This is a genomic window from uncultured Mailhella sp. (genome assembly GCF_944324995.1).
Taxonomy (GTDB): domain Bacteria; phylum Desulfobacterota; class Desulfovibrionia; order Desulfovibrionales; family Desulfovibrionaceae; genus Mailhella.
In genome coordinates, this window is sequence record NZ_CALUYL010000029.1 from 15,086 (window position 1) to 39,529 (window position 24,444).

Annotated in this window: 25 protein-coding genes and 1 pseudogene; 14 read left to right on the forward strand and 12 right to left on the reverse strand. The window is 53.2% G+C overall.

Annotated elements, in window-relative coordinates; genetic code table 11:
* Window positions 1-347: 347 nt before the first annotated feature.
* The 5 genes from Q0K02_RS10790 to Q0K02_RS10810 are packed head-to-tail and all read right to left on the reverse strand — an operon-like array spanning window position 348 to window position 5,440.
* The gene (locus tag Q0K02_RS10790; protein ID WP_294488618.1) at window positions 348-1,520 is read right to left on the reverse strand and encodes a pyridoxal phosphate-dependent aminotransferase; all 1,173 of its coding nucleotides are present in this window, start codon (window positions 1,518-1,520) and stop codon (window positions 348-350) included.
* A gap of 8 nt (window positions 1,521-1,528) precedes the next feature.
* Window positions 1,529-2,890, reverse strand: coding sequence for an FAD-binding oxidoreductase (locus Q0K02_RS10795; RefSeq protein WP_294488621.1), 1,362 nt, complete (start codon window positions 2,888-2,890; stop codon window positions 1,529-1,531).
* Window positions 2,891-2,899: 9 nt separating this feature from the next.
* Complete coding sequence (locus Q0K02_RS10800; RefSeq protein WP_294488624.1) at window positions 2,900-3,700, reverse strand: MetQ/NlpA family ABC transporter substrate-binding protein; 801 nt, start codon at window positions 3,698-3,700, stop codon at window positions 2,900-2,902.
* 32 nt (window positions 3,701-3,732) lie between these two features.
* Complete coding sequence (locus tag Q0K02_RS10805) at window positions 3,733-4,413, reverse strand: methionine ABC transporter permease (protein ID WP_294488626.1); 681 nt, start codon at window positions 4,411-4,413, stop codon at window positions 3,733-3,735.
* The gene (locus Q0K02_RS10810) at window positions 4,406-5,440 is read right to left on the reverse strand and encodes an ATP-binding cassette domain-containing protein (protein ID WP_294488628.1); all 1,035 of its coding nucleotides are present in this window, start codon (window positions 5,438-5,440) and stop codon (window positions 4,406-4,408) included. Before Q0K02_RS10810 ends, Q0K02_RS10805 begins: the two co-directional genes overlap by 8 nt.
* 959 nt (window positions 5,441-6,399) lie before the next feature.
* Here Q0K02_RS10810 and Q0K02_RS10815 point away from each other — a divergent pair.
* From Q0K02_RS10815 to Q0K02_RS10845, 7 genes are all read left to right on the forward strand, one after another.
* Window positions 6,400-7,221 carry a formylglycine-generating enzyme family protein gene (locus tag Q0K02_RS10815; RefSeq protein ID WP_294488630.1) on the forward strand — a complete coding sequence of 274 codons (822 nt, stop codon included), beginning with the start codon at window positions 6,400-6,402 and terminating at the stop codon, window positions 7,219-7,221.
* A gap of 73 nt (window positions 7,222-7,294) precedes the next feature.
* Complete coding sequence (locus Q0K02_RS10820; RefSeq protein WP_294488632.1) at window positions 7,295-7,876, forward strand: flavodoxin; 582 nt, start codon at window positions 7,295-7,297, stop codon at window positions 7,874-7,876.
* Window positions 7,877-7,932: 56 nt separating this feature from the next.
* Entirely contained in the window at window positions 7,933-8,886 is a 954-nt protein-coding gene (locus Q0K02_RS10825) for a DUF362 domain-containing protein (RefSeq protein WP_294488635.1), read from the forward strand.
* 12 nt (window positions 8,887-8,898) lie between these two features.
* Window positions 8,899-10,056, forward strand: coding sequence for an iron-containing alcohol dehydrogenase (locus tag Q0K02_RS10830; protein WP_294488637.1), 1,158 nt, complete (start codon window positions 8,899-8,901; stop codon window positions 10,054-10,056).
* Window positions 10,057-10,108: 52 nt separating this feature from the next.
* Window positions 10,109-11,062: an alpha/beta hydrolase gene (locus tag Q0K02_RS10835; protein ID WP_294488640.1), complete on the forward strand. Its 954-nt coding sequence runs from the start codon at window positions 10,109-10,111 to the stop codon at window positions 11,060-11,062.
* Between the two features lie 104 nt (window positions 11,063-11,166).
* A complete protein-coding gene (locus tag Q0K02_RS10840; protein ID WP_294488643.1) occupies window positions 11,167-11,526 on the forward strand; it encodes a cyclophilin-like fold protein in 360 nt (119 codons plus the stop codon).
* Window positions 11,527-11,693: 167 nt separating this feature from the next.
* Window positions 11,694-12,170, forward strand: coding sequence for a flavodoxin (locus Q0K02_RS10845; protein WP_294488645.1), 477 nt, complete (start codon window positions 11,694-11,696; stop codon window positions 12,168-12,170).
* 237 nt (window positions 12,171-12,407) lie between these two features.
* Here Q0K02_RS10845 and Q0K02_RS10850 read toward each other — a convergent pair whose 3' ends face one another.
* The gene (locus Q0K02_RS10850) at window positions 12,408-13,322 is read right to left on the reverse strand and encodes an AraC family transcriptional regulator (protein ID WP_294488648.1); all 915 of its coding nucleotides are present in this window, start codon (window positions 13,320-13,322) and stop codon (window positions 12,408-12,410) included.
* A 279-nt stretch (window positions 13,323-13,601) separates the two neighbouring features.
* Between Q0K02_RS10850 and Q0K02_RS10855 the strand changes: the two are divergent.
* The 7 genes and pseudogenes from Q0K02_RS10855 to Q0K02_RS10885 all read left to right on the forward strand — a co-directional run.
* Window positions 13,602-14,219: pseudogene (locus Q0K02_RS10855) on the forward strand (GDSL-type esterase/lipase family protein); the annotation flags it as partial.
* Between the two features lie 75 nt (window positions 14,220-14,294).
* Window positions 14,295-14,684: a cupin domain-containing protein gene (locus Q0K02_RS10860; RefSeq protein ID WP_294488682.1), complete on the forward strand. Its 390-nt coding sequence runs from the start codon at window positions 14,295-14,297 to the stop codon at window positions 14,682-14,684.
* 147 nt (window positions 14,685-14,831) lie between these two features.
* On the forward strand, window positions 14,832-15,467 hold the full coding sequence (locus Q0K02_RS10865) for a flavodoxin family protein (protein ID WP_294488651.1): 636 nt from the start codon (window positions 14,832-14,834) through the stop codon (window positions 15,465-15,467).
* 34 nt (window positions 15,468-15,501) lie between these two features.
* Window positions 15,502-15,693: a 4-oxalocrotonate tautomerase DmpI gene (gene dmpI, locus Q0K02_RS12375; protein ID WP_363315682.1), complete on the forward strand. Its 192-nt coding sequence runs from the start codon at window positions 15,502-15,504 to the stop codon at window positions 15,691-15,693.
* Window positions 15,694-15,781: 88 nt separating this feature from the next.
* Window positions 15,782-16,534 (forward strand): antibiotic biosynthesis monooxygenase, encoded by a 753-nt coding sequence (locus tag Q0K02_RS10875; RefSeq protein WP_294488656.1) that lies wholly within the window; start codon window positions 15,782-15,784, stop codon window positions 16,532-16,534.
* Between the two features lie 67 nt (window positions 16,535-16,601).
* The gene (locus tag Q0K02_RS10880) at window positions 16,602-17,606 is read left to right on the forward strand and encodes an aldo/keto reductase (RefSeq protein ID WP_294488659.1); all 1,005 of its coding nucleotides are present in this window, start codon (window positions 16,602-16,604) and stop codon (window positions 17,604-17,606) included.
* A gap of 713 nt (window positions 17,607-18,319) precedes the next feature.
* Entirely contained in the window at window positions 18,320-18,967 is a 648-nt protein-coding gene (locus Q0K02_RS10885; RefSeq protein ID WP_294488660.1) for a hypothetical protein, read from the forward strand.
* A 708-nt stretch (window positions 18,968-19,675) separates the two neighbouring features.
* Here Q0K02_RS10885 and Q0K02_RS10890 read toward each other — a convergent pair.
* The 6 genes from Q0K02_RS10890 to Q0K02_RS10915 form a co-directional block, all read right to left on the reverse strand.
* Window positions 19,676-20,653, reverse strand: a complete 978-nt coding sequence (locus Q0K02_RS10890; protein WP_294488663.1) for a hypothetical protein — start codon at window positions 20,651-20,653, stop codon at window positions 19,676-19,678.
* A gap of 9 nt (window positions 20,654-20,662) precedes the next feature.
* On the reverse strand, window positions 20,663-21,787 hold the full coding sequence (locus Q0K02_RS10895) for a DUF3696 domain-containing protein (protein WP_294488668.1): 1,125 nt from the start codon (window positions 21,785-21,787) through the stop codon (window positions 20,663-20,665).
* The gene (locus Q0K02_RS10900; protein ID WP_294488671.1) at window positions 21,744-22,916 is read right to left on the reverse strand and encodes a DUF262 domain-containing protein; all 1,173 of its coding nucleotides are present in this window, start codon (window positions 22,914-22,916) and stop codon (window positions 21,744-21,746) included. Before Q0K02_RS10900 ends, Q0K02_RS10895 begins: the two co-directional genes overlap by 44 nt.
* Before the next feature lie 422 nt (window positions 22,917-23,338).
* On the reverse strand, window positions 23,339-23,791 hold the full coding sequence (locus Q0K02_RS10905; protein WP_294488674.1) for a hypothetical protein: 453 nt from the start codon (window positions 23,789-23,791) through the stop codon (window positions 23,339-23,341).
* A gap of 80 nt (window positions 23,792-23,871) precedes the next feature.
* Entirely contained in the window at window positions 23,872-24,132 is a 261-nt protein-coding gene (locus tag Q0K02_RS10910) for an Arm DNA-binding domain-containing protein (protein WP_294488677.1), read from the reverse strand.
* Window positions 24,133-24,256: 124 nt separating this feature from the next.
* Window positions 24,257-24,444 (reverse strand): hypothetical protein (locus tag Q0K02_RS10915; protein ID WP_294488680.1); only part of this gene is annotated, 188 nt, incomplete at its 5' end.

Here is a 24,444-nt window from a genome sequence, read left to right on the forward strand (position 1 = left end):
CAGGAACGCGGCGGGGGACATGCTGCCGGCGAAGGCCTTCCGCGCTGTCGCCCTTCGTCATGCCGCCCCGCTCTTCGACTCCGGCGAAGCTCACGCGGAAGGTCAACACCTGAGATCAGGCTTTCCTGAAAGCGGCGTGTCCTCCAATCTCATCCGGGCGGACGCCCCTGACGCAGGGACGCCTGGCTTTCCCCAAAACGTACCGACGTCGCACGGCCGCCACCGCGCCGCACGTCGTCAGGCGCAAAACATTCCCCCTTCAAAAAACGTTGACGCGCTCCCCCCAAAAATCAGGGAGGAGCGCGTCTTCTGCCGAAAAGGACGAAGAACCGTCCGTCTCAGGCGCGTCAGCCTTTCAGGCCCGACATCTTTTTACGCATGTCGCCCAGGCGTTCCAGAGCCGCCTCAAGCGTATCCTTCTTCTTGGCAAAGTGCAGGCGGATGTACCGGTTTTCCGGCTCCTTGAAGAAGCTCGATCCCGGCACGGCGCCCACGCCCACATGTTCGGCAAGCTTTTCGCAGAAGACGACGTCGCTCTCAAAGCCGAACTCCGAGATGTCAAGCAGCATATAGTACGCTCCTTCGGGATCGGTGTGCGGAATCTTCAGATCATCCAGCCCCTGCATGAACAGATTTTTCTTCTCCGTGTACAGCGCCGTGAGCTCGCGATAGTAGTCGTCCCCGAAGCGCAGTCCGGTCACGGCCGCCTCCTGCAGCGGCGACGCCGCGCCGACGGTGAGAAAATCATGCACCTTTCTGGCATGATCCACGATTTCGGGCGAGGCAATGATGTATCCGAGACGCCATCCCGTAATCGAATAGGTCTTGGACAGCGAACTGCATGAAATGGTGCGCTCGGCCATGCCTGGCAGAGACGCCATGTACACGTGCCGGTGCGGCGCATAGACGATATGTTCATACACCTCGTCGGTGATGACGTAGGCGTCGTATTTGCGCGCAAGGGCGGCTATGATCTCCAGCTCCTCGCGGGTGAATACCTTGCCGCACGGGTTGGAGGGATTGCACAGAATGATGGCCTTGGGCTTCTGCCGGAAGGCGTCTTCGAGCTTTTCGGGATCAAAGCGGAAGGTCGGAGGCTCCAGCGGCACGTAGATGGGCTCCGCGCCGGAAAGCACGGCGTCCGCGCCGTAGTTCTCATAGAAGGGCGAAAAGACCACGACCTTGTCGCCGGGATTGGTCACGGTCAGCATGGCGGCCATCATGGCTTCGGTGCTTCCGCAGGTGACGACGATCTCGGTATCGGGATCAATGGTGCGCCCCATGAAGCGGGACTGCTTGGCGGCGAGCGCTTCGCGGAAGTTCTGCGCGCCCCACGTCACCGAATACTGATGCGGCCCCTGTTGGGCCACTTCGGCCAGACGGTCGAGAATGGGTTTGGGCGGATCGAAGTCCGGAAAGCCCTGCGAAAGATTGATGGCCCCGAATTCCAGGGATACGCGGGTCATGCGGCGGATGACGGAATCCGTAAAACTGGCGGTTCTGTTGGAAAGTTTCTGCATGATGCACCTCAGGCCAGGTACGATTTATGATCGTTGAGAATATGACGCTCATCCAGCGCATTCTTGATGCGGCGCTGCATGGCGAGTTCAACATCAGACGCATGCGACAGATAATACGGGCGCTTGCTCAGGCCAATGCCGTGTTCGCCGGACGTAAGTCCGCCCAGACGAAACGCTTCTCCGTATATCCTCTTCATGCAGGAAGCAAGTTCCGTGCTCCACTCCTCGTCGGAACGCTCGCCGCGCATCACGCAAAGATGCACGTTGCCGTCTCCGGCATGACCGAACGCGACCATCCGAATGCCGGTTTCCTGCTCCACTTCATGAACGTAGGACACGAAATCCGCAATCTTGTCGATAGGCACGACGATGTCCACCGGTTCCTGTTCGGAGATGGCTTCCACCGCCTTCACCAGGCAGCCGCGCACGCTCCAGATCTCCGCCGCCCGGGCCGGATCGCCGAGCGGAATAAAATCCAGCGCGCCGTGGGCGAGCACCAGTTCGCGCACGCGCTCCACGCGGTCTTCAATGTCGTTTTTGTGCCCGTCGAAGGTGAGCAGAATGTAGGCTGCGGCCTGCGGACAGGGGTAGCTGATGCCCGTGAAGCGCTCGCCGAGCTCCACCACGCTGCGCTCCACGAATTCCACGGCCGTGGGATTCAGACCGGCCTGAAGAATCGCGGGAACCGTCCGGATGCCGTCCTCAAGACCGGCAAAGGGAACCAGCGCCGTAAGAGAATATTCCGGCTTGCCCACCAGACGCAGCAGGCAGCGCGTGATCACGGCCAGCGTGCCTTCCGAGCCGATGACAAGCTGCCTGAGATCCAGACCGCTGGCGTCCTTGACGTTCCTGCTTCCCAGCTCCACGACGTCGCCGTTGGCCAAAACCACGGTGAGCCCGCGCACGTAGTCGCGGGTGACGCCGTATTTCACGGCCCTCATGCCCCCGGCGTTGGTGGAAATGTTGCCGCCGAGCGTCGAGGCCTTTTCACCCGGATCTGGAGGATAGAACAGTCCCAGAGATTCCACCCGGGCCTGAAAATCCTTCAGCAGCACGCCGGGTTCCACCGTGGCGGTAAACGTTGCGGGATCTATGTCCAGAATGCGGTTCATGCGGGAAAGATCGAGAATGATGCCCCCGCCGGGCACCGTGGAGCCCACGAGATTGGTTCCCGCGCCGCGCGGGGTCACGGGAATGCGGTTTTCCCAGGCAAAGCGCATGACGGCGCTCACCTCTTCCGTGGACAGGGGATATACCAGCGCCTGCGCGGTTCCGCGGCGACGGCCCAGCGTGTCGGACAGGGCCGCTTCGGGAATGTTTTCCAAAAGAACGCGATCCTTGTCGCGGATGATGTCGTAAAGTTCTCGCATGATGTGCTCCTATTTCCAGGCCGGCACAAAGAAACCGGCAAACGTGGTGTTGAATACGTCGATGACCGCCTGCGACTGATACGCTTCCACGATGCGCCGGTACACGGGGTTCTGCGCGTCCGCTGCGCGGCTGGCAATGAGGCAGGTGTAGCTGTCGTCGTCATACCTGGGTTCCTTGAAGATGGCCTCGTCGGCGGTAAGACCGCTGTCCAGCGCATAGTTTCCGTTGACGGCCGCCAGCGCCACGTCGGGCAGCGTGGAAACGATCAGGTTGGCGTCCATCTCCACGAAATCAAGGTCCACGCAGGTGGATTCGATGTCGGAAAGCTCGGGAGACGCGCCCGCGCCTTTTCTGAGCTTCAGCACTCCGGCCGCTTCCAGCAGTTTCAGGGCGCGTCCTTCGTTGGTAGCGTCATTGGGCACGGCCACCTTATCGCCGTCCTTCAGCTCACTTACCGACTTGATTTTATTGGAATACAGGTTCATGGCCACAATGAACGTGTCTCCTATGGAAGCAATCTCATAGCCGTTGTTCCTTATCTCGTTCCGCAGAAACGCGTGATGCTGAAAGGCGTTGAGATCCACTTCCCCGCTGGCCAGCGCCTGATTGGGCAGGGAAAAATTGGAAAACTGCACGTATTCGAGCTTCACGCCCTCCTTGGCCATGGTTTCGGCCACGGGAGCCCAGATTTCTTCATACACCGCGCCGGTGAGACCGATTTTCACCACCTGTTCCGCAAACGCGGAAGCCGGGGCGGCCAGAAGGACGAAAAAAAGCACGGACGACTTGATGACGGCGGAAATATTCATGATAAACCTCAAAGTAGTGTTGGCTGCTGTGATTAGTGTTTGCTGATGCGGGCCACAAGGCTCCCCAGAAGCTGAATGACCGTGACTATGGCGACAAGCACGATGACCGTGGAATAAATGATGTCCATGCGGCTGCGCTGCTGACCATAGACATAGGCGAAGTTGCCGAGCCCGCCTGCGCCCACGGCTCCGGCCATGGCCGTCAGACCTATGAGACTGATGAGCGTAATCGTCACGCCGCGGGCGATGGCGGGAATGCTCTCGCGAAGATACACCCGGCAAATAATGTCGAGTCTGCCGCAGCCCATGGACTGCGCCGCCTCCACGAGGCCGGGACTGACCTCGCTCAGCGCCGATTCCATCTGTCTGGCGAGAAAGGGCACCGTTCCGAACACGAGAGGCACGATGGAGCCCTGCACGCCGATGGCCGTGCCGGAAATGAGACGGGTCAAAGGCAGAAGGCAGAACAGCAGAATGATGAACGGAATGGACCGGAACAGATTGATGGTCTTGTCCAGCACTTCGTAGATCAGACGGTTCTCGAGAATCCCGCCCCGCCGGGTGACGATGAGCAGGACGCCGAGCGCAAGCCCCAGAACAAAGGATATGCTTCCGGACCAGAGCGTCATCTGCAGGGTTTCCACCGTGCTGCGCCAGAGCATGGGCAGCGACTTCATGGTATAGGGAAAATATTCGACGAGCAGATCAAGCATTGAGAAGCACCTCCACGCCTACATGAATATGTTCAAGGTAATCAATACATTCCCGGATGGAGTTCTCCTTTCCCTCGGCAATGACGATCAAGCCGCCCAGAGGATGCCCGTCGATCATTTCGACATTGCCGAAAATAATGTTCAGATCCACGCCGTAGGTGCGGGAAAGATAGGAGACCAGCGCGCTGCAGACGTTGCGCTCAAGGTAGCGGAGGCTGAGAATGCACTGTCCCGGCTTCAGTTCCAGAAGCGGCGATTTCTCGTTCAGAAGGCGGCGGAATCCGGCCACATGAGACGTCATTTCCATGAAGTTGCGGGTCACGGGCTGCTGCGGATTGGCGAACACGGAAAACACGTCGCCCTGTTCCACCACGGCGCCGTTTTCCATGACAGCGACGTGATGGCAGATTTCCTTGATGACCTGCATTTCGTGGGTGATGAGGACTATGGTCAGCCCCAGCTTGCGGTTCAGTTCGCGCAGAAGCTGGAGAATGGACTGGGTGGTCTGGGGATCAAGCGCGCTGGTGGCTTCGTCGCAGAGCAGCACTTCGGGCTCGCTGGCAAGCGCGCGGGCGATGGCCACGCGCTGCTTCTGGCCGCCGGAAAGCTGCGAGGGGTAGTCGTCTTCCCGGCCTGAAAGGCCTACGAGCTCAAGAAGTTCCCGCACACGAGCGGCCACGGCGTCTTTGGAAAGACCGCGTCCGGCGAGGGGAAAGGCCACATTGCCGAAGACCGTGCGTGAGCTGAACAGATTGAACTGCTGGAAGATCATGCCGATGCGGCGACGCGCGGCGCGCACTTCCGCGGAGCTCAGCTGCGTGAGATCAATATCGTCGAACAGCACCCTGCCCGAGGTGGGACGTTCCAGAAGATTGATGCAGCGAAGCAAGGTGGACTTTCCCGCGCCGGAAAAGCCGATGATGCCGAATATTTCGCCGCTCTTGATGGTCAGATGGACATGTTTGACGGCCTCCACGGGGCCCTGCGCGCCTGCGAATACCTTGCAGACGTCTTCGAGACGAATCATGGGATGCGTTCCTTGCGGAAAAAAGGAAAAGAAACCGGAATACCTTCCGGAGAACGCACGAAGACTCCCAGGCGCAGGAGAAAAGCAGGCTTCTATCTAGCGAACGGGCATAGACTCCCTGCGCATGTGACGCGCCTGGGAGCAAAACATTCGTCCGAAACGAAAGTTCCGGCGAACAAGCCGTTCGAAAAATAGAGCCATAATCTTTACCTCGGGCTATACCTGCCTGACCTTTTATTTTTTGTCAAATAAAAAATAGAGACATATGCCAACAAGATACAAAAATTCTGCTTCCCGTAACCTGCGGCGCGCCCTCCATGCGGGCCGTCGTCTTCCGCGCTGCGCGGCAATCTCCGGGCGGTGAAAACGGAAGACGATCTGCCCGGAAGCACTGTGCCGGAACGGCCGGACGCCTCCCGCCCTCTTTCCTTTTCCTCCGCGCATGGCCGCGGCGCTCCCTGAACGGAGGCGCTGCCGTTTCGGCCTCTCCCGCGCCCTTTGCTGCGCCCTTCTCCGCCTGATGGCGCAGCCTGTGACGAAACATGCCGTTCGCGGAAGAAGGCGTCCTTTTTCCGACTTCCTTCCTTGCCGCACGTTATTTTTCCCCTTTATGCCCTTTGACAAAATCAGGCAATTTTTTGCCACAAATGCATCTTCATCCTCTTGTCGCCCTCATCTATTCTGCAAATCAGAAAAGAGCGTTTCCACACGGTACCGTACAGCGAGGCCCGCGCCTTCCATCGGCGTTCGCTGCCGCGCTGCACGCTTCCATGCTTCGGAGGCTGCAAAGCGAACATGCCCCGCTTTTTCTTGCGGGGAACAACGCCGTTTTTTCTCCGCACATGGACTCGATCCCCGATTCTCTTCGGCACGCGATGCAGAGCTCTTGTTCCCGCCTCCAATGCTTCAAAAAACCATGGAACCTTCAAACACACTCTCTGCAAGGTAAGGAGCAATGCATGAAATTTTTCTTCATCACAGCCCTTTGTCTGAGCGCCATATTGTCGGCATCCCAGGTTCAGGCCGCAACCGAGCTTGTCCTCATTCAGGGCGGGGACTTTGACATGGGAAGTCCGACCTCGGAAAACCGCCGGGAAAAAGACGAAGTGCGCCACCATGTCGCGCTGTCTTCCTTTTATATGGGCAGCCGGGAAGTGACGCAGAAGGAATACGCGGAACTTATGGGAAACAATCCCAGCCGGTTCCAGGGCGATGACCTGCCGGTGGAAAATGTCAGCTGGCACGATGCCGTGGCGTACTGCAACGCCAGAAGCGTTGCCGAAAACCTGACGCCTGCCTACGTCATCCGCGGCAGTGGAGACGCCCGAACCGTGACGTGGAACCGCAGCGCGAACGGCTACCGGCTCCCGACGGAAGCGGAATGGGAATACGCCTGCCGGGCGGGGACGACCACGCCGTTTTCCACGGGAGAGAACGTCACCGTCGATCAGGCGAACTATTACGGCACGTATCCCTATGACGGCTATCCCAGCGGCCGGTACCGCAGCCGTACCATTGCTGCGGGCAGCTTCGCGCCCAACGCCTGGGGCCTGTACGACATGCACGGCAACGTCTGGGAATGGTGCTGGGACTGGTACGGAGCCTACGGCGATGAGAGCGCCGTCAATCCTGCCGGAGCCGATTCCGGAACCTACCGGGTCAACCGGGGAGGAGGCTGGAATGATTTTGGGCGTCATCTTCGTTCTGCTTACCGAGCGGCGTATCCGCCGGAAAACAGGACGTTCAATCTCGGATTCCGCCTTGCCCGCAACGCGGACTGACGTCCCCCCGGGCCCGAGCAGCTCGCTTCACGGCATTTGCAGAACAACCGCTGAACCTTTCAGGAGAATTATGATGATTATCTCTTTTTCCCGCCGTCGTTTTCTGACCATGTCCGTCATGGCTCTCGGCGCTCTCGCCGTCAACGGCCTCTTTCGACCGGCTCATGCCGCGCCTTCCGACACGCTGATTGCGTATTTTTCGTGGTCGGGCAACACCCGCGGCATCGCACGACTGCTGCATCAGAAAATCGGCGGAGACCTCGTGGAAATCGAACCGGTCACGCCCTATTCCGAAAACTACAACACCTGCCTGGACCAGGCCAAACGCGATCAGGAACGCGCGGCAAGGCCGGAACTGAAAACCCGCATCGCCGACATGGCGCGCTACAAGACGGTGTTCCTGGGCTATCCCAACTGGTGGGCCTCCATTCCCATGCCCATCGCCTCCTTTCTGGAGCAGTACGATTTTTCCGGCAAGACCATCGTCCCCTTCGTAAGCCACGGCGGCGGGCGTCTGGGCCAGAGCGTCACGGCCATCGCCAAGCTCTGCCCGTCCTCCAGAATTCTGGAAGCCCTTTCCGTTCGCTACAGCGGCGGTTCCTCACTCTCGGAGGATATGGATACCTGGCTGAATAGAATAGGAATAAAAGGATAATCTGCCAGAACAATGGTGATTCATCCATTTTCACATCATATTTCAGGAAGATTGCCATGAGTATTTCACGCCGAAACTTCGTCAGAGGAAGCCTTCTGGCTGCCGGAGCTGTAGCCGCCGGGTTATCTCCCCTCACCGCCGGGGCTTCAGAACGGGCCAAAGTTTATTTTACCAAAGACCTCAGCACGGAAAGCCTGCTCAGACTCTATCGCATGGTCAATCAAAACATTACCGGCAATATTGCCGTCAAACTGCATACCGGCGAACCGGACGGCCCGAACATTCTGCCGCGGGAATGGGTGAAGGCCTTTCTCACCGAAGTTCCCCATACCACTATCGTGGAATGCAACGTGTTGTACGCAAGTCCGCGCCAGACCACGGAAGGACATCGCAGAACGCTGGAGAGAAACGGATGGACGGAGTTTGCCACCGTGGACATCATGGATGAAGACGGCGACACCCCGCTGCCCATCCGCGGCGGCAGGTGGCTCAAGGAAGTGGCCGTGGGAAGCCATCTGCTGAACTACGACTCCATGATCGTCCTCACCCACTTCAAGGGACATACCATGGGAGGCTTCGGCGGCTCGCTCAAGAACATATCCATCGGCTGCGCCTCCGGCAAACTGGGAAAGTTACAGATTCACCGTGACGGAAATCAGACGTGGGCCGGGGGGCCTCGATTCATGGAGCGAATGGTCGAAGGCGGCAAAGCCATTACCGACCATTTCGGCAGCCGCATTACCTACATCAATGTACTCAGAAATATGTCCGTCAGCTGCGACTGCGAAGGCGTGAACGCCGAACCGGTCCGTCTGCCGAACCTCGGCATTCTTGCCTCCACGGACGTTCTTGCCATCGACAAGGCTTCCGTGGACATGATCTATGCCCTGCCCGCAGATATCCGCGCCCATATGGTGGAGCGCATAGAATCCCGCTCCGGCCTGCGCCAGCTCTCCTATATGAAGGAACTCGGCATGGGCAGCGATCAGTATGAACTCATCACGGTATAAAGGAATAATCACATGAAAAATTTTGAATTCTGCGTGACTACCGATATCTTGTTCGGGGTGGGTCAGGAACAGCATCTCCCCGAAAAGCTGAAGGCCTACGGCAAAAAAATCCTTCTGACCTATGGCGGCGGCAGTATCAAGAAAACCGGGCTTTACGACAGGCTGAAGGCTTTGCTGAACGACTTTGAAGTATTCGAGCTTGGCGGTATAGCTCCCAATCCGAAGATTGAAAGCGTCAGAGCCGGAGCCGCCATCTGCAAGCAGGAAGGCATCGACATTATTCTGGCCGTTGGCGGCGGAAGTACCATAGACTGCTCCAAAGCCATCGCCGCAGCGGCGTACTATGACGGCGACGCATGGGATCTTTTGCTGGACATGAGCAAAATTACCAAGGCCCTGCCCGTAGCCGTAGTTCTGACCATTGCCGCCACAGGAAGCGAAATGGATTCCGTAGCTGTTATTTCCAATACGGAGACCAATGAAAAACTTCCGCTGTACTCTCCTCTGCTTCTGCCTAAAATAGCGGTACTCAACCCGGAAAACACCTATACCGTTCCTCCATTTCAGACGGCTTCCGGCGCTGCGGACATCATGTCCCATGTCATCGAAAACTATTTCGACCGCGAACCGGCCTTTGTGCCCGACGCTCTTAATGAAGGCCTTTTGCGGACTGTCATAACCTATGCGCCTGTGGCACTGGAAGAGCCTGCCAACTACGAAGCAAGAGCACAGCTTATGTGGGCCAGTACTCTGGCACTGAATGGTCTGGGTTCCACCGGTAAAAACTTTACCTGGAGCTGCCACTACATTGAGCATGAACTCAGTGCCTTTTATGACGTCACCCATGGGGCCGGGCTTGCCGTCCTGACTCCTTCCTGGATGCGCTACATCCTGTCCGACGAGACGGTGGACAAATTCTGCGACTATGCCGCCAATGTATGGGGATTCAGCAGGGAGGAAGATAAGTTCACTCTGGCCAACCGGGGCATTGATGCCACGGAAACGTTCTTCAAAAGAATCGGTCTGCCATCCACGCTGACGGAACTTGGCATTGACGATACCATGTTCGAAATAATGGCGGAAAAGTCCGTCTGTGTCGGATTTCTTCAGAATGCTTATGTACCGCTGTACGAAAAAGATGTCGTCAGAATTCTGCACATGTGTCTGTAGAACAACCACACACGCCAGCTAAATAGTCAATGACAGAAAACGGAGACTTCTTATGGGGTTCATGACCGATACTCATTACTATGAAGGAAAAAAGACGACGTTCCTCAAGACCGGGCTGCACGTTGCCGCCCTGGTATTCTATCCTGACGGCTTTGATGAACATGCAAGCTATCCCGCCATCGTCGTCACTCATCCCGGAGGCGGCGTCAAGGAACAAGTGGCTTCCCTGTATGCCTGGAATCTTTCCAAAAGAGGTTATGTGACCATTGCTTTTGATGCTTCCCATCATGGAGAAAGCGAGGGAATGCCGCGTTACCTTGAAGACCCGGCATCCAGAGTGGAAGACATACGCTCTGCTGTGGACTACCTGACGACGCTCCCCTTTGTGGATAAAAAACGTATCGGCGCCATGGGCATATGCGCTGGTGGCGGCTATACCATGAGCGCTGTTCAGACCGACATCCGTATCAAGGCAGCGGCTGGGATCAGTTCCTGGAACACGGGAGACTGGGTCAAAGATGGTTTCCCTCCCCGGTCGAAAAACAGTGAGCTGATCAAGTCGCTGAAACTGGCGGCTGAACGAAGAACGAAGGAAGCCAATGGAGAGGAGCCTCTGTATGTCGGATATGTTCCCAACTCCCCGGAGGAAATCAACGAACATACGCCCGTCATCATGAAGGAGGCTTCCGAATACTACAGAACCGAACGCTGCGCCTACCCCACGTCCGTCAATAAAACGGCCGTTCAAAGTCTGGACAGACTGGCTGCGTTCGACGCCTTCCAATACATTGATACCGTCTCTCCACGTCCCGTTCTTCTGATTGTAGGCAGCCTCGCCGATACAAAACATTTCAGTGAAGATGCCTACAACAGGGCCAAAGAGCCCAAAGAACTCTTTGTTGTTGACGGAGCGACGCATGTTGATCTGTACGATGTGCCGAAGTTTGTCGAACAGGCCGTCAACAAACTGACGGCATTCTTTGACGAAAACCTGAAAAACGCCTAGGCAGCTCCATGAAAAAAGGTATTATTCTCTTGAGTTTCGCGCTGTTGCATTTCGGATTGTCAGATATCTGCATAGCGGAAGAAACGCAGGCGAAAAAAATAAAGATGCTGTTTGACGGAGAGCAGGCCGTCGTCGAGCTGGACGATCATCCTGCTGTGCGGGATCTGCTTTCCAGGCTGCCCATGACCGTGACGTTTGAAGACTACAGCGGCATGGAAAAAATCAGCTACCTTTCCGAAAAGCTGAACACGAAAGGCTCTCCTTCAAGCTGCGATCCTTCCGTAGGAACGTTTGCCTACTATGCGCCGTGGGGCAATCTTTCCGTATTCTACCGGGACTTCAGGCATTCCGAAGGGCTTGTGCCGCTGGGACGCGTAGTGTCCGGCATGGACGGCCTTGCCCGAATGCAGGGAGACGTTTCCGTGCGTCTGGAAATTGACGAACAGCCAAGCTCCCCCCGATAACCCGCAATGCAAAGGCCTTTGACATGAAGCAGGCAACCAAACACTTCCATCTTCTTTCCAGACGCAACTTCCTGAAATACGCCTCCGCAGGAATGATGACCCTTTGCGCCGCACATTCGCTTCTTCAGGCATCCTCCGCATCGGCAGCAGAAAAACAAGGAGAAAACATGCTTATTCTGTATTTCTCGCATTCCGGCAATACCCGCACCCTTGCCGAATACATCCACAGCAAAATCGGCGGGGACATGCTGGAACTTAAAACCGTCAGTCCTTATCCTTCCGACTACGACGCCGTCGTGGATCAGGCGCAGCAGGAACAGCGGCGGAATGCCAGACCGGACATCAGCACCGGCATCCCGAATCTTGAAGCATACGACACCGTCTTCATCGGCTATCCCAACTGGTGGGGAACCCTGCCCATGCCGTTCTTCACCCTGCTTGAGCGCCATTCTCTCGGACGCAAAACCATCGTCCCCTTCTGCACGCATGAAGGAAGCCGCTTCGGACGCAGCGAACGGGATCTTCAACGCCTTTGCCCCGAGGCCCGGATGCTGGAAGGCTTTGAAGTGCGCGGATCAAGAGTCGGACAGGCGCAGGCGGACGTGGACGCCTGGCTGCGCAGACTGGGATTTCTCGCCGGATAACAAATCGCCGTCATAAAAACGTGCGGAGCCTTCTCTCCGCTCCGCGCACCCGACAAAGGCCGGTCTGAACATCGTTCAGGCAGGCCTTTGTATCATGCCTGCGGCGCGGCGACCGCGTATTTCGCCCAAACGCCGATGCGGCTTGAAAATCTCGTCGCAAAAAGAGAGAGGAGCCGTCTTCCACGACTCCTCCGCCCTCCCGAAAACATTTCGCTCGTCTCCGAAATCCGCCCTCTGTCATCCCGCAACGCTGCGCCGAAGCGTGATGTCTCGATGCGGCGGCTCGCCGAACATGCGCTTATATTCCCTGTTGAACTGCGTCACGCTCTCGTAGCCCACGGCCAGCGCGGCAGCGGCGGCCCGCTCGTTCTCCACAAGCATGAGCCTCTGAGCTTCATAGAGCCGCAGCTGCTTATGGTACTGCAACGGGCTGAAACCCGTAATACTTTTAAAATGACGATGCAGGCTCGATATGGACATGCTGACCTGCTTTGCCAGGGCATCCATACGCAACGGAGCGGCAATATTCTTTTTCATGATGGAAATGGCCTGCACTATCTGACTGTCCTGCGAACCGCTGGTGTACAGGCCCTGCAACGTGCTTCCCTGCGGACCGATAAGCAAGAGATAATGAAGCTCCCGCATAATGATGGGCGCACGTACGGCTATCTGTTTCGGCTTGTCCAGAAGTTCGGCCAGCCGGAGCAGCGCATCCAGAAAATCCGGTTCGGCATCGGCTACGGCAACACCCCGTCCTGCTTGAAAGGAGGGCCTCTCTTCCGGGTCCATTTCCGAAATCAACTCGGTGAATATCTTTTTATCCAGATAAAAAAACAAGGAAAGAAACGGCGTTTCCGAACTCGGGTCAACCGCGTAGGAGATGCTCGGCATGTCCACCGCGGAAACAAGACACTGATTTTCCCGAAGCACATATTGCTGCATTCCTATGGTGGACTGCTTGCTTCCCTGAACGACAACGGAAGCCAGAGGCTTTTCAAAGCAGCGTTCCGAACTGTTGGTCTCGTCCCGGCGCACCAGCGTCAGCCCGCTGATCGCGGACGGACGCGCATCCGGCGTCTCCATGTGCCGCAGAATCACCTCTTTCAGCTTCCGATTGATCATCGCAACGCGTTCCTGTCTGTCGCTGTCCATGTGTCATTCTCCTTGTCGGCTGTTTTCCTGTCGGGAGGGATAGTGTTCTTTCTATCACGCCTTGGAGCCCGTGAGAAGGCGATGACAAAAAAAGGCAACTTTTTGATAAAAAATGCTCTTTTGAGAACACGATACGGACAATATATCCAAAGCTAAGGAATAACGTTCACGACAAGAGGAGGACTCATGAAAAAGACGATATTCATCACCGCATTGTGCTGCCTGCTCATGACGATTTTTGCCGCCGCGGCAGGAGCGGCGGAGAGCAAAAAACGCATCATGGTCTTCGGAGACTCCAATACCTTCGGCTACTTTGAAGACGCTCAGGGCGTCGTCGGCCGACTGCCCCTCGATACGGCCTGGCCCGGCAGAATGGCCGCGCTGCTCGGTTCCGATTATGAGGTGGTGGTGGAAGGTCTTTCCGGCCGCACCACGCGCATCGACAGCCCGGAACGCTCCGGCACCGGCGTCATTCCCGGAGCGGGCATGAACGGAGCCGCCTATCTGCCGGCGGCCCTCTCCTCCCACATGCCTCTCGACATGGTCGTCATCATGCTGGGCACGAACGATTTCCGCAAGGATCGCAACCAGAGCGCCTCGGACATCGCGGCGAGCCTGACGGAACTTATTTCCATCGTCAAAAAGGGAGAGTGGCAGCAGCGGACGAAGTTCCCGGCTCCTCAGGTGCTGGTCGTCTGTCCTCCCAAACTCAATCTGACCTCGAGTCCCTACGCCGATTTCTTTGAAGGCTCTCTCGCCAAAAGCGAGGCTCTGCCCGGCATTCTTCAGCCCATGGCGGAATCGGCAGGTGCGCTCTTCCTTGATGCCGCCACCGTCGTGCCCTTTGCTCAGGGCCCCGATCAAATCCATCTCACGCCGGAAAATCACGCCGCTCTTGCCGAAGCCGTAACCAAAGAAGTGAAAAAGGCATTCGGTGATACCAGAGACAACGCCGAAACGGCCGTTTCCGGCGTGTTCGAGCGCGGCGGAGCCAACACTGCCTATGCCCAGTACTTTGTCGGCAACAGCTACCTGAACATGCTTTCCACGGAAGGCGTCGTCATCGGCAACGTGACCTTTGAACCCGGATGCCGCAACAACTGGCACACGCATCAGGCCACCAGAGGCGGCGGACAGATTCTGCTCTGCACGGCCGGACGCGGCTGGTATCAGGAATGGGGCAAGGAAGCCCGCGAGCTCAATCCCGGCGACGTAGTCCACATTCCCGCAGGCGTCAAACACTGGCACGGCGCGGCGAAAGACAGCTGGTTTGTCCATCTCGCCGTGGAAGTACCGGGCGAAAACACCAGGAGCGACTGGCACGAACCCGTGAGCGACGAAGACTACAACAAGCTGCCCTGAACACTCCGAAAGCAATGCATCTCTTCCATGCCGCGCAGGTGACTCTGTATGAACAACCTTCATTCTCTTCAAAAAACGCCGATGCCCTCTGAAAACAAGGCAGAACACACGGCAGACGGAACGGGCGTCGTCAGAACCCGACGCTTCATGCTGAAAGTATTAAGCGGCTCTCTGGCCCTTGCTCTGACTCCCGCGACCATCGCCTCCGCCGCCGATCTGCTTCTCACCGACAACAAAGGAAATCCCATGAAAATCGTCATGCTTACCGGAAGCCCTCATCGTCAGGGCACCTCTGCTCTTCTGGCCGACGAGTTCATCGCCGGCGCTTCGTCCAAAGGGCACACCGTCGTCCGCTTCGACACCGCCTTTGAAAAAGTCGGCCCCTGCCGGGCCTGCTACTACTGCAGCGAACATAACGGCGAATGCATTCAGCAGGACGCCATGCAGAAAATTCTTCCCGAAGTGCTCTCCGCAGACATGCTCGTGCTGGTTACGCCGCTCTATTACTACAACATGACCGCGCAGTTGAAGACGGTCATAGACCGCATGATGCCCCGGCGCGAAGAGCTGAGAAAGCATCGCATGAAAACGGCCATGCTGGTCACCTGCGGCAGCAATACGGACTGGAACATGGATGCCGTCATGGCGCAGTATAAAGTCCTCCAGCAGTATCTTCCCTGGGAAGATCAGGGCGTGGTGCTGGCCAGGCATGTTTTTGCCCGCAAGGATATCGAAGGCACGGCCTATCCTGCTGCGGCAAGAGCCCTCGGTGCCAGCCTGTAATTCCTTATTCTTTCTCGACTTCCGGAGAAAACATATGCCCGTCATCACGCTTGAAGCCGCGTCCTTGAACAAGGATCAGAAGAAACAGCTGGTCGAGGAATTCACAAAATCCGCAGCACGCATCATGAACATGCCCAAAGCCTCCTTCTATGTCTTCCTCAAGGAAAACCTCCCGGACAATGTAGGCGTCGGCGGCGTCCTTCTTTCCGAGAAAAAACATTCCTGATTCCCCTCCGTTGCGGAAAACGCCTTTCCGCAACCGGACAAACCTGCGGAACGAATCACGACGATCCGTTCCGCCGCGAGGATTTCTCATGAAACTGCGCTCCATCATACGCTTCGCAGCCCTGGCCATCCTGGCTCTCTGCCTTACCGAAGAACAGCTCCATGCCGCGGAACCGGCATCCATACGCATGGCGCACCTGCAGATCAAACAGGATCAGCTTTCCACCTTCACCGCCTCCGTCAAAGAAGAAATGGAGGCCGCGCTGCGCGTGGAACCCGGCGTTTTCGCCATCTATGCCGCGGCCGATGCGAACAATCCGGCCAACATGGTCTTCTTTGAAATGTACAAGGACGAAAACGCCTATCAGCTCCACCGCGACACGCCGCATTTCCAGAAGTATTTCCATACCACCAAGGACATGATCTCCGACCGCGTGCTTCTGGAACTCGTGCCCGTCGAACTTCGGGACAGGTACAATACCCCGGCCGACTACGCCGACGTCAGAAAGGATGCACAGGCGTCTTCCATCCGCATCGCCCATTTGCAGATCAAAAAAGATCAGCTCCCCGCCTTCCTGGACTCCGTAAAGGAAGAAATGGAAGCCGCGCTGCGCGTGGAACCCGGCGTCATCGCCATTTACGCCGCAGCCGACAAGAACGATCCGACGAAGATGACCTTCTTTGAAATGTATGTCGATGAAGCGGCCTATCAGACTCACCGCGACACGCCGCACTTCCAGAAGTATTTCCACACCACCAAGGACATGATCTCCGACCGCATCCTTCTGGAAGCCGTGCCTGTCGAACTCAGAGACAAGCACAACACCCTTGCAGACAAATAACGAACGCACAGCCCGTGTCCGCAGGCATCCGTCTCCGGGCATGGGCCGTGCAGCGAAGGAACGAACCATGAAATACAGAACGCTGGGAGAACAGGGGCTGAAAGTATCGGCCATCGGCTACGGCTGCATGGGACTGACGCAAAGCTATCCGCCCTATCTTCCCAAAGATGCATCCATATCCCTCATCAGAAAAGCCGTGGATATGGGGGTCACGTTCTTTGATACGGCGGAAGCCTACGGCCTGTTCAGCAATGAATCCCTGCTTGGGGAAGCCGTGCGGCCCTTCCGGGAAAAGGTCGTCATCGCCACCAAGTTCGGCTTTGATTTTGAACACGGACAAAACGACGCTCATAATCGTCCCGTCACGCTTTCGAGTCGTCCGGCGCACATCCGAAAGGCGCTGGAAGGCTCTCTTCAGAGGCTGGGCACGGATTATATTGATCTTTACTACCAGCACCGAGTCGATCCCGACACCCCCATTGAAGAGGTGGCCGACACCATGGCCGCGCTCATCAAGGAAGGGAAAATACGCGGCTGGGGACTCTCGGAAGCCGGCGTGCAGACGGTCCGACGCGCGCATGCCGTCTGTCCGCTCACCGCGGTACAGAGCGAATACTCCATGTGGTATCGGGAACCGGAGAAGGAACTTCTGCCTGCGCTGGAAGAGCTCGGCATCGGCTTTGTGCCGTTCAGTCCGCTGGGCAAAGGCATGCTTGCCGGCCGATTCAACAAAGATTCAACCTTCGGCCCCGACGACTTTCGCAGCGCCATTCCGCGGTTCAACCCTCAAAATCTGCAACATAATGTGAACATTGCGGAACTTGTTCAGACTATGGCGGACAAACGTCACACCACGCCCGCGCGCATGGCTTTGGCCTGGCTGCTGGCTCAAGGGCCGAATATCGTACCTATTCCCGGCACTAAAACCGTTGCGCGTCTTGAAGAAAATCTGGGAGCCGCCGACCTCTCCCTCTCACCCGACGAACTGGACGACATCCGCCGTCGCCTGGATCAGATCACCATCGTCGGAGCCCGCTATCCGAAAGAACAGGAAATGCTCACGGGCCGCTAACAGCCTCAACAATTAAAATCATATTGTTTACGGCGCAGCATCCGCAAAGGACGCTGCGCCGTGTTTTTCTAAGAGGGTTCAGTGGGAAAAATGCTTAAAACAAAAATTCCTCAAGAGAAGGACTCCTGAGGAAAAATTGCAACCCAATTTTTGTAACCCAAAAACTGAGCTTATCATTTGTTGTTGGCGTCCCCAGGCGGATAAATTTTATAAGATAATTCGCTGAATTAATATATTTAGTACACACTATCAAGCAATCATCCCCACAAAAATATCTCCATCAAAAATGGAAACCGTCCTTTACGAAGAAACAAACATAACATGCCAAGCTTCCCCATTTCTCTATCTCTTATTATCTAACATAATGGAATATCAATAAAAAACACATCATAACGCTAAAGAGACAAAAGCAGCGTAAAATCTCTGCATGTTGCCACCGCCCCTTATGCTCGCGTTATCAGAATTCCCTTCTCAGCTCGTCTTGACCAGAAAAACGATACTTTTCTATCCCATGAGCAACAAATCCATCTTTATCTCCAAAGCCAAAAAGCTGAACTTGTCGTCATTCTTTGTCTGAATGACATTACTTGAGGAAATGCGGCAGGCCTTTTTCTGGAACCAGAAAGTTGCTATAGTCAATGCTTCGGCAGACGGATTTCTGACAATAAATATGTGTTTGGGGATCCGCAATAAACGTATGGAGGTTCTCCAAAATGAGCGACAGTAAACACAACGACCACATATTATTTGAAATACTGACGAGCTCTCCTCGCTCTCGAACAGAACAGGTCGCCGTGCTTCAAAGAGCCGTCATTTTTCCAGAAATAACGGATCGGGCTTTTGAGCTGTTCTCGTCTCTCATTGCTCCACGCCGTGCAGTAAGAAAACATTTTTTGCTGCTGACGGATTTGGAGCTGAGTTATAATGTAAAAGCGCTCAAAACAGCCATTGCCGAACACTTCGCCTCATTGTCGGCACAAACTTTTTCAAGAGAGAGCATCATTAAAATTTATGGAAAAAATATCCTCTTTTCTCCGAATACTCAGCTTTATAAAGAAAATCACGACAAGCTGAAAGTCTCCGATCTTCTTGAAATAACAGGTTATGCGCTTGAAGGGGCAAAGCAATTCTGCGATATGGAAACCACGAAAGTGGAAGAAGGCTTGCTGGTACTTAAAAGCATTGACCTTGCCTTGAACAACAAACCCTATGACCGGCCGGATTTTAAAGCGGCAAATCTTGCCTTGGATATTCTTTCCTCACTGGCGCAAAAAATGGAGCCCGACCCTGAAATCAGAAGGCATATCTCAGGCGGAATAAAAGCGGTTCAGCTGGCCATTAAATTCTTTAAAAGAGGTTAGCTCTCAAATTCCGTCCAGAACGAAAAAGAACCTTAAAAAAGTGTTGCGAAGCCTGGGATGAAGACTGTATCCTTTTTCTGACTTATCGCTTGTTTCCTCTCTTGTTTTTTACTGTGGTCCCATGCTGGAACATGGATATAGAACAGCAGCTCATTTTACACAAAAAATTTTTGAAGAGAATGCAAAAATACGAAACAATTTCGTTCATAAAGGAAACAGCCCACCACAGAAAAGAAAGCAAAAGCTTATAGCTCTTTTGTTATATAAAATCTACATACTATTATGAAAAATATTCTTGAAAATACAGATAGTAACATTATTTTTGATATAAAACGGAATATCATCCGTAAAAATTTTGAAAATAGAGGCTCCTATTCCCAAAGGAGCGCATATAATAACAGTATCAAACTCAATAGTTTCATGAATTTTGCAAAGTGACGCTGAGATCGACAATGAAAAGAACTAGGACAGACAGCATTCTAAAGAATATGCACACAAGGCTTCGGAAGCCAATAGACAACATAAAATTTACACATTGACGACCATTGTGAGCTTAATTTGGTAGAGCAAGACTTTTATAAAAAAGAAAAAAATTTTATCGAGGAGAAAAAACTTTGAAGACTATATTGATATTACAAAAACATATAATATAATCACCAAAGATCACAGTATTTAATATAACAAATTTTTAACAAGTTAAAACTACACCTAACCAAATTTCTTTCCAGGTAAGTGCTCGCCGATATGACCAATATAAACTATTTTCTTACCAGTATCAGAGGTGAAATAAATGCGATCTCCATCAGTAATATACATGTGAGCTTCGCAAAGCAGATCTCGACTTATGGTATTTCCCTGTGCATCCGATTCTACAAATCTAAAAGTATGCTTCTGTCTGTTTTTGCCCTGAGTAGCAGTGTCACTTTCTGCCGGTGTATATCTGAATCCCTGAGGTAAAAAGGCTTGCTGCCTATCCACGGCTTCCTGCATAGAATTATGGAGGGTTTCAAGTATGGTGCGAATTCGCGGCAGTAAAAAATACCCACGCTGCATATTCGCAAGCTGATCTTCTGCCGTCGAGCTGAAAGCTAGAGAAGTCAGTCGTTCACGAGCATACTCAAGCAACTCCTCTCCGGTAGAAATCGAAATACTCAGTCGATCCTTAATGTCTTCCTCATGAAAAGAAACATCTTCTTCGCGGCAGATGAGGCCGACACTGCACTCTTCCTCAAAAAACTCTACGTCATCATCCACACTATTGTGTATTAGCGTAACAAACGGCGGTACAAAACGACGATCTCCCCCTAACGACAAAGCAGGAATATTCCAGAGTGACGCCAAGGCCAACCCTTTGCATACGTCTTGTTCCAGCGTGTATTCCTCAAGAACCGTCATTCCTGCATCCGAGCAAAGCTGCTCCACATACGGCGCTCCTGAGAATCGACGTAGCAACAGCTGCAGTAATGTTCTTTCTTGTCCTCCGACGGAACGCCTCAAGTACTCATGAATCGTACAATCCGGCGTTATTCGACGCATGGCGAAATCTTCCGTTATACGGATCTGAGTAGAAAAGCCCAGTTTACTCAATTTATCGGAAGCCCTTTTCAGGTTCATAAGAGCATCATGGGCGGCATAGTTATTCGGTAGTGAAGCCGAAAGCGATAGCTCATTGAAGACTTGATCCATGCCTACCTCCTACAGCAATTCTGAGAGCTGTTTGTCCCACTCGTCAAAAAAGTCTTCCGGCCACTGATCGATATGCCCATCCCTGTCGATTTGAGGAGTATATACGCAGCTTGCCCCATCATGCTGATGAAAGAAGTTGATCTGCACGTCCTCATGACCAACCAACCCTTGCTTGACGGCAACCCGTATACCATTAAGCACATGATCGCTGTGTGTTTCGATGATAATCTGAACACCACAGGCTGCGGCACGTGCTAAAAAATGCCCCATAAGCGCTTGGCCTTTCGGGTGAAGATGCGCCTCTGGATTCTCTACAATAAGCAGAGAACCAACAGGAGCACGCAGTGCCGCGATAAAAATTGGCAACGCATAGGTCAAACCAAAACCAACATTGGTAGGACGATAGTAGCTACGCGAAATATCTGGAAAAGAAAAACGCATAACCACGGTATCCGTGCCTGATGGTCTTTCTGTCTGAATACGTACCGGAGCCCCCAGTTGGGAAAGCCAAGCTTCCGTCTGCATCTGCAACGTCGTAGAGTTTCCGGCAGCTTCGGGTGCCAGAAGAGTGGGGCCAGAGATGTCAGCATGTAAAATTTTCGTCTGACCGAAAGCGTACAGATGATACGCTGCAAACTCTCCCTTGTTGCCGATGGCATTGAAGGATAACTGCCCTGCTTCTGGAATAGGAAAAAGCGTTGTCGGGCACAGACGTTCTGCGTGCAGATACTGAAAAGAAACAGCATCGGGGACAGAAACAAAATCCCATACTGCGTTCAGCTCACTGCCATTGAGAACACCCTTCAGTGAAAACTTTGCTCTATCCAGCTCGATTCCAATTTCAAAAGCGTCATCATCAGCATTACTGTGCAGTACATCCTCAGGTAAACCTAAATTTACCAGCTCTCCAGCCAGTTGCAGACTTTTTTCTTCATATGCGTTACTGAGCTTCGACAAGCCGCACCATTCAGCATCTCCCCGATAAAGGGCAAGATTCTGTCGCAGCAAGAGCAATGCCTGAATAACAGTGCTCTTCCCCGCACTGTTGACCCCCGTCAACAGCGTCAGAGGGCGAAAAGCAATCTGTTGTCTATGAAAGCATTTGAAATTTGTCAGCTCCATAGTCTTGATCATGTAATACCCCCCGAATCAAATCCTTAATCCTTTGAAAACGGCATCTAACTCTGGAAATAGATCCCGTACCTTGCGTTACTGCCTTATCAAAAACATTGTCTTTCTGCATAAGTTTTATAAATGCATCTCTAAGAATATATTTTTTATGCTCTAAAATATTCAGTTCTTCATCAGTACAAGCGTCCAAATTAACGCTCCAACTCTCAAACAAAGCTTTGTTGACAGGAAAACGAGTAGCCTTAGCGTGATAACGCTTACGAAATGCATCATTGCCAAAAATACGTTCTGCCGCCTGCATAACACGCAGAAAGCGATGTTGCAAATCTTCAAGAAGTTCTGGATGTTCATTCAGATAGCGCATTCCAGTATTCAGGAAAGCATCAAAGTCATCTTTGTCATATTTCTCTGGAGGAAAAACAGAAAAGACAAGAAACCGGGTGACACATTCACGGTCATCCATACGCTTGGCTGAAATACCGCAGGCCGTCGCTCTCTTAAACGCATCACTTTCCGCCAATACCCTAATAACATCAGTCACCGGCTTGCCGTTGAGGGCATGACGAATTTCTTGCGCACTGAGCGGTAACCCACCGGTATTGATGCGGCGAAAAACGTCAAACTTCACGTTTGCCGGAGTACCAGGCATGATAAGGTACCAGACGAGGTCCGCTTCTCGAATGGCCCGTTGCAAAGGACGTGGAAGTTCAGAAAAAGTCTTACCTTCATGTTCCTTGAGATACTCAAGATCACTTAATCTCAAATTCTGATCGATAACAAAACGACGAATAGCAGTCAGACGTTGTAATCCGTCCACAACAAGCCATTTTTCATCGTTGGTACCATCAAAATAAAATGCAGGAATAGGAATACGCAACATAAGCGATTCCATAAGTCGAGACTGGTTCCTTTCATTCCAGATGCCCGCCTGTCGTTGAAAATCAGGCGCAAGATCAATTTCGTCATTTTCCAGTCGATCCAACAGTGTATTCATATTGCCGGACTTGGAATCAATACGAATGGCACGTGTATCAAATGGTTGAGTGATGCGTTCCTCTTTTTCTTCCGGAAGAGTACTAGTATCTTCACCTTCTATTATAGCTTCTGATTCCGAAACCTGTACCATGTTCATGGTATTATCCTTATACATATCTTCCGTCATCATCGGCTCCTTTCACATGTTACCGACTATAGTAGAATCTCAATAAAGAATCGTATTAATTATTTTCATATTATTTATATTAATTTATTGAAAAATATTTTTAATAAAACATCACATGACAATTTTAAATATTTTTAATACAGTTCAATATTTAAAATTATATCAAATATAAAATTTTCTAGTATTTATTTAGCAATATAAACTTTTCTATCAAACTTCACAAGTTCTAATACTTTAAGGAGATCCACAAGCATTAGTGTATCGAAATTTAAAAGAATTGCAATTGAGCAATTCTATTCTGCAAAACGTCAGCCATGATCCTAATACGCTCATGACTGACGTTCTCCTAGATCTTTTGCTCTTTTCGGTCGATCGGGACGGTCGCCCATGCTTCACTTCGTGAAGCATGACGGGCCATATCTTCGGCCTGTGCGAAGATTTCCCGCCGATGTTTTAGCGCATCCTCGTACCACGGCGGTCATTGCCTGCCAGCGCTCGCTGTTCCGCGCTTTCTGCTCCCGCCGCTGCCGTTCCTCTTCCTGACGCCGGAGCTGTTCTGTACGCTTGCGCTCCACAAATTCAAGATGCAGCGGTCTGATTTCCGGCAGAAGCAAAAATTCCCGATAGCCGACCATGCTTCTCTTCATTTCCTTCAACTGAAATTCCAGAGCTTTTTTCTCATGACCTTGTTTTTTGTGGGGCGTGTATTCCGCTTCAAGTCGTGCCTGTTTTGTGCGTAGCGAGTCCAATTCCCGTTTCATGATTTCCTTCTCTGTCTGGACAATATGCCTGACAGCCAGCGCCTTTTTCAGCTTTTCAATAATAAAAAAGACTTCTTCCAGCACAGACGGATACTTGAAAAATAAGGCTCTCGGTAAGAAAGCCTCCGCCCGAAGGACTTTTCCGCTTCCCCTGCCTGCCGCAACTACGGTTTGTAGCCTGACGGGTCGATACCTTTGGACAACATACGCTTCGCGTCTTCGCGGCGTTCTCTGGCATCCTTGAGAGATACTGTAGGATATTCCCCGAAACTGAGCAGCTTGCTCTTTCCGTCAAAACGGTAGGCCATTCTCCAGAGCTTGCTTCCACTGGTGGGAATGAAGAGAAACAGACCGCCGCCGTCGAAATATTTGCGGGGCCTCAGGCCGGGTTTCAGACTGCGGATATGGGTATCGGTAAGAGGCATGGGTACTCCCTGGCTGTCGTTGGACGAAGAGATACCCACATGGATAAAAATATTTTTGATTCCGCGCAGCTATTCATGCAGCTACCAGAAATACCATACGACATTTTCTGCGGACATCCATCCCCTAACATGTTTGGGCGACAGCGGATGCATCAAGACGTTGGGAAAACATACCGGTGATAAAAACAAAGAACGCCAAGACGTTATGCATCTTGGCGTTCTTCATTGTACTCAAATTTGGCGTCCCCAGGCGGATTTGAACCGCCGTTGACGGCGTGAAAGGCCGCTGTCCTGGGCCGGCTAGACGATGGG

What these genes read in the sequence shown, in the direction of transcription:
- Q0K02_RS10790 (WP_294488618.1), bottom strand. Translation starts at nt 1,520, where the DNA reads ATGCAGAAACTTTCCAACAGAACCGCCAGTTTTACGGATTCCGTCATC.
- Q0K02_RS10795 (WP_294488621.1), bottom strand. Translation starts at nt 2,890, where the DNA reads ATGCGAGAACTTTACGACATCATCCGCGACAAGGATCGCGTTCTTTTG.
- Q0K02_RS10800 (WP_294488624.1), bottom strand. Translation starts at nt 3,700, where the DNA reads ATGAATATTTCCGCCGTCATCAAGTCGTCCGTGCTTTTTTTCGTCCTT.
- Q0K02_RS10805 (WP_294488626.1), bottom strand. Translation starts at nt 4,413, where the DNA reads ATGCTTGATCTGCTCGTCGAATATTTTCCCTATACCATGAAGTCGCTG.
- Q0K02_RS10810 (WP_294488628.1), bottom strand. Translation starts at nt 5,440, where the DNA reads ATGATTCGTCTCGAAGACGTCTGCAAGGTATTCGCAGGCGCGCAGGGC.
- Q0K02_RS10815 (WP_294488630.1), top strand. Translation starts at nt 6,400, where the DNA reads ATGAAATTTTTCTTCATCACAGCCCTTTGTCTGAGCGCCATATTGTCG.
- Q0K02_RS10820 (WP_294488632.1), top strand. Translation starts at nt 7,295, where the DNA reads ATGATTATCTCTTTTTCCCGCCGTCGTTTTCTGACCATGTCCGTCATG.
- Q0K02_RS10825 (WP_294488635.1), top strand. Translation starts at nt 7,933, where the DNA reads ATGAGTATTTCACGCCGAAACTTCGTCAGAGGAAGCCTTCTGGCTGCC.
- Q0K02_RS10830 (WP_294488637.1), top strand. Translation starts at nt 8,899, where the DNA reads ATGAAAAATTTTGAATTCTGCGTGACTACCGATATCTTGTTCGGGGTG.
- Q0K02_RS10835 (WP_294488640.1), top strand. Translation starts at nt 10,109, where the DNA reads ATGGGGTTCATGACCGATACTCATTACTATGAAGGAAAAAAGACGACG.
- Q0K02_RS10840 (WP_294488643.1), top strand. Translation starts at nt 11,167, where the DNA reads ATGCTGTTTGACGGAGAGCAGGCCGTCGTCGAGCTGGACGATCATCCT.
- Q0K02_RS10845 (WP_294488645.1), top strand. Translation starts at nt 11,694, where the DNA reads ATGCTTATTCTGTATTTCTCGCATTCCGGCAATACCCGCACCCTTGCC.
- Q0K02_RS10850 (WP_294488648.1), bottom strand. Translation starts at nt 13,322, where the DNA reads ATGGACAGCGACAGACAGGAACGCGTTGCGATGATCAATCGGAAGCTG.
- Q0K02_RS10865 (WP_294488651.1), top strand. Translation starts at nt 14,832, where the DNA reads ATGCTGAAAGTATTAAGCGGCTCTCTGGCCCTTGCTCTGACTCCCGCG.
- dmpI (WP_363315682.1), top strand. Translation starts at nt 15,502, where the DNA reads ATGCCCGTCATCACGCTTGAAGCCGCGTCCTTGAACAAGGATCAGAAG.
- Q0K02_RS10875 (WP_294488656.1), top strand. Translation starts at nt 15,782, where the DNA reads ATGAAACTGCGCTCCATCATACGCTTCGCAGCCCTGGCCATCCTGGCT.
- Q0K02_RS10880 (WP_294488659.1), top strand. Translation starts at nt 16,602, where the DNA reads ATGAAATACAGAACGCTGGGAGAACAGGGGCTGAAAGTATCGGCCATC.
- Q0K02_RS10885 (WP_294488660.1), top strand. Translation starts at nt 18,320, where the DNA reads ATGAGCGACAGTAAACACAACGACCACATATTATTTGAAATACTGACG.
- Q0K02_RS10890 (WP_294488663.1), bottom strand. Translation starts at nt 20,653, where the DNA reads ATGGATCAAGTCTTCAATGAGCTATCGCTTTCGGCTTCACTACCGAAT.
- Q0K02_RS10895 (WP_294488668.1), bottom strand. Translation starts at nt 21,787, where the DNA reads ATGATCAAGACTATGGAGCTGACAAATTTCAAATGCTTTCATAGACAA.
- Q0K02_RS10900 (WP_294488671.1), bottom strand. Translation starts at nt 22,916, where the DNA reads ATGAACATGGTACAGGTTTCGGAATCAGAAGCTATAATAGAAGGTGAA.
- Q0K02_RS10910 (WP_294488677.1), bottom strand. Translation starts at nt 24,132, where the DNA reads ATGCCTCTTACCGATACCCATATCCGCAGTCTGAAACCCGGCCTGAGG.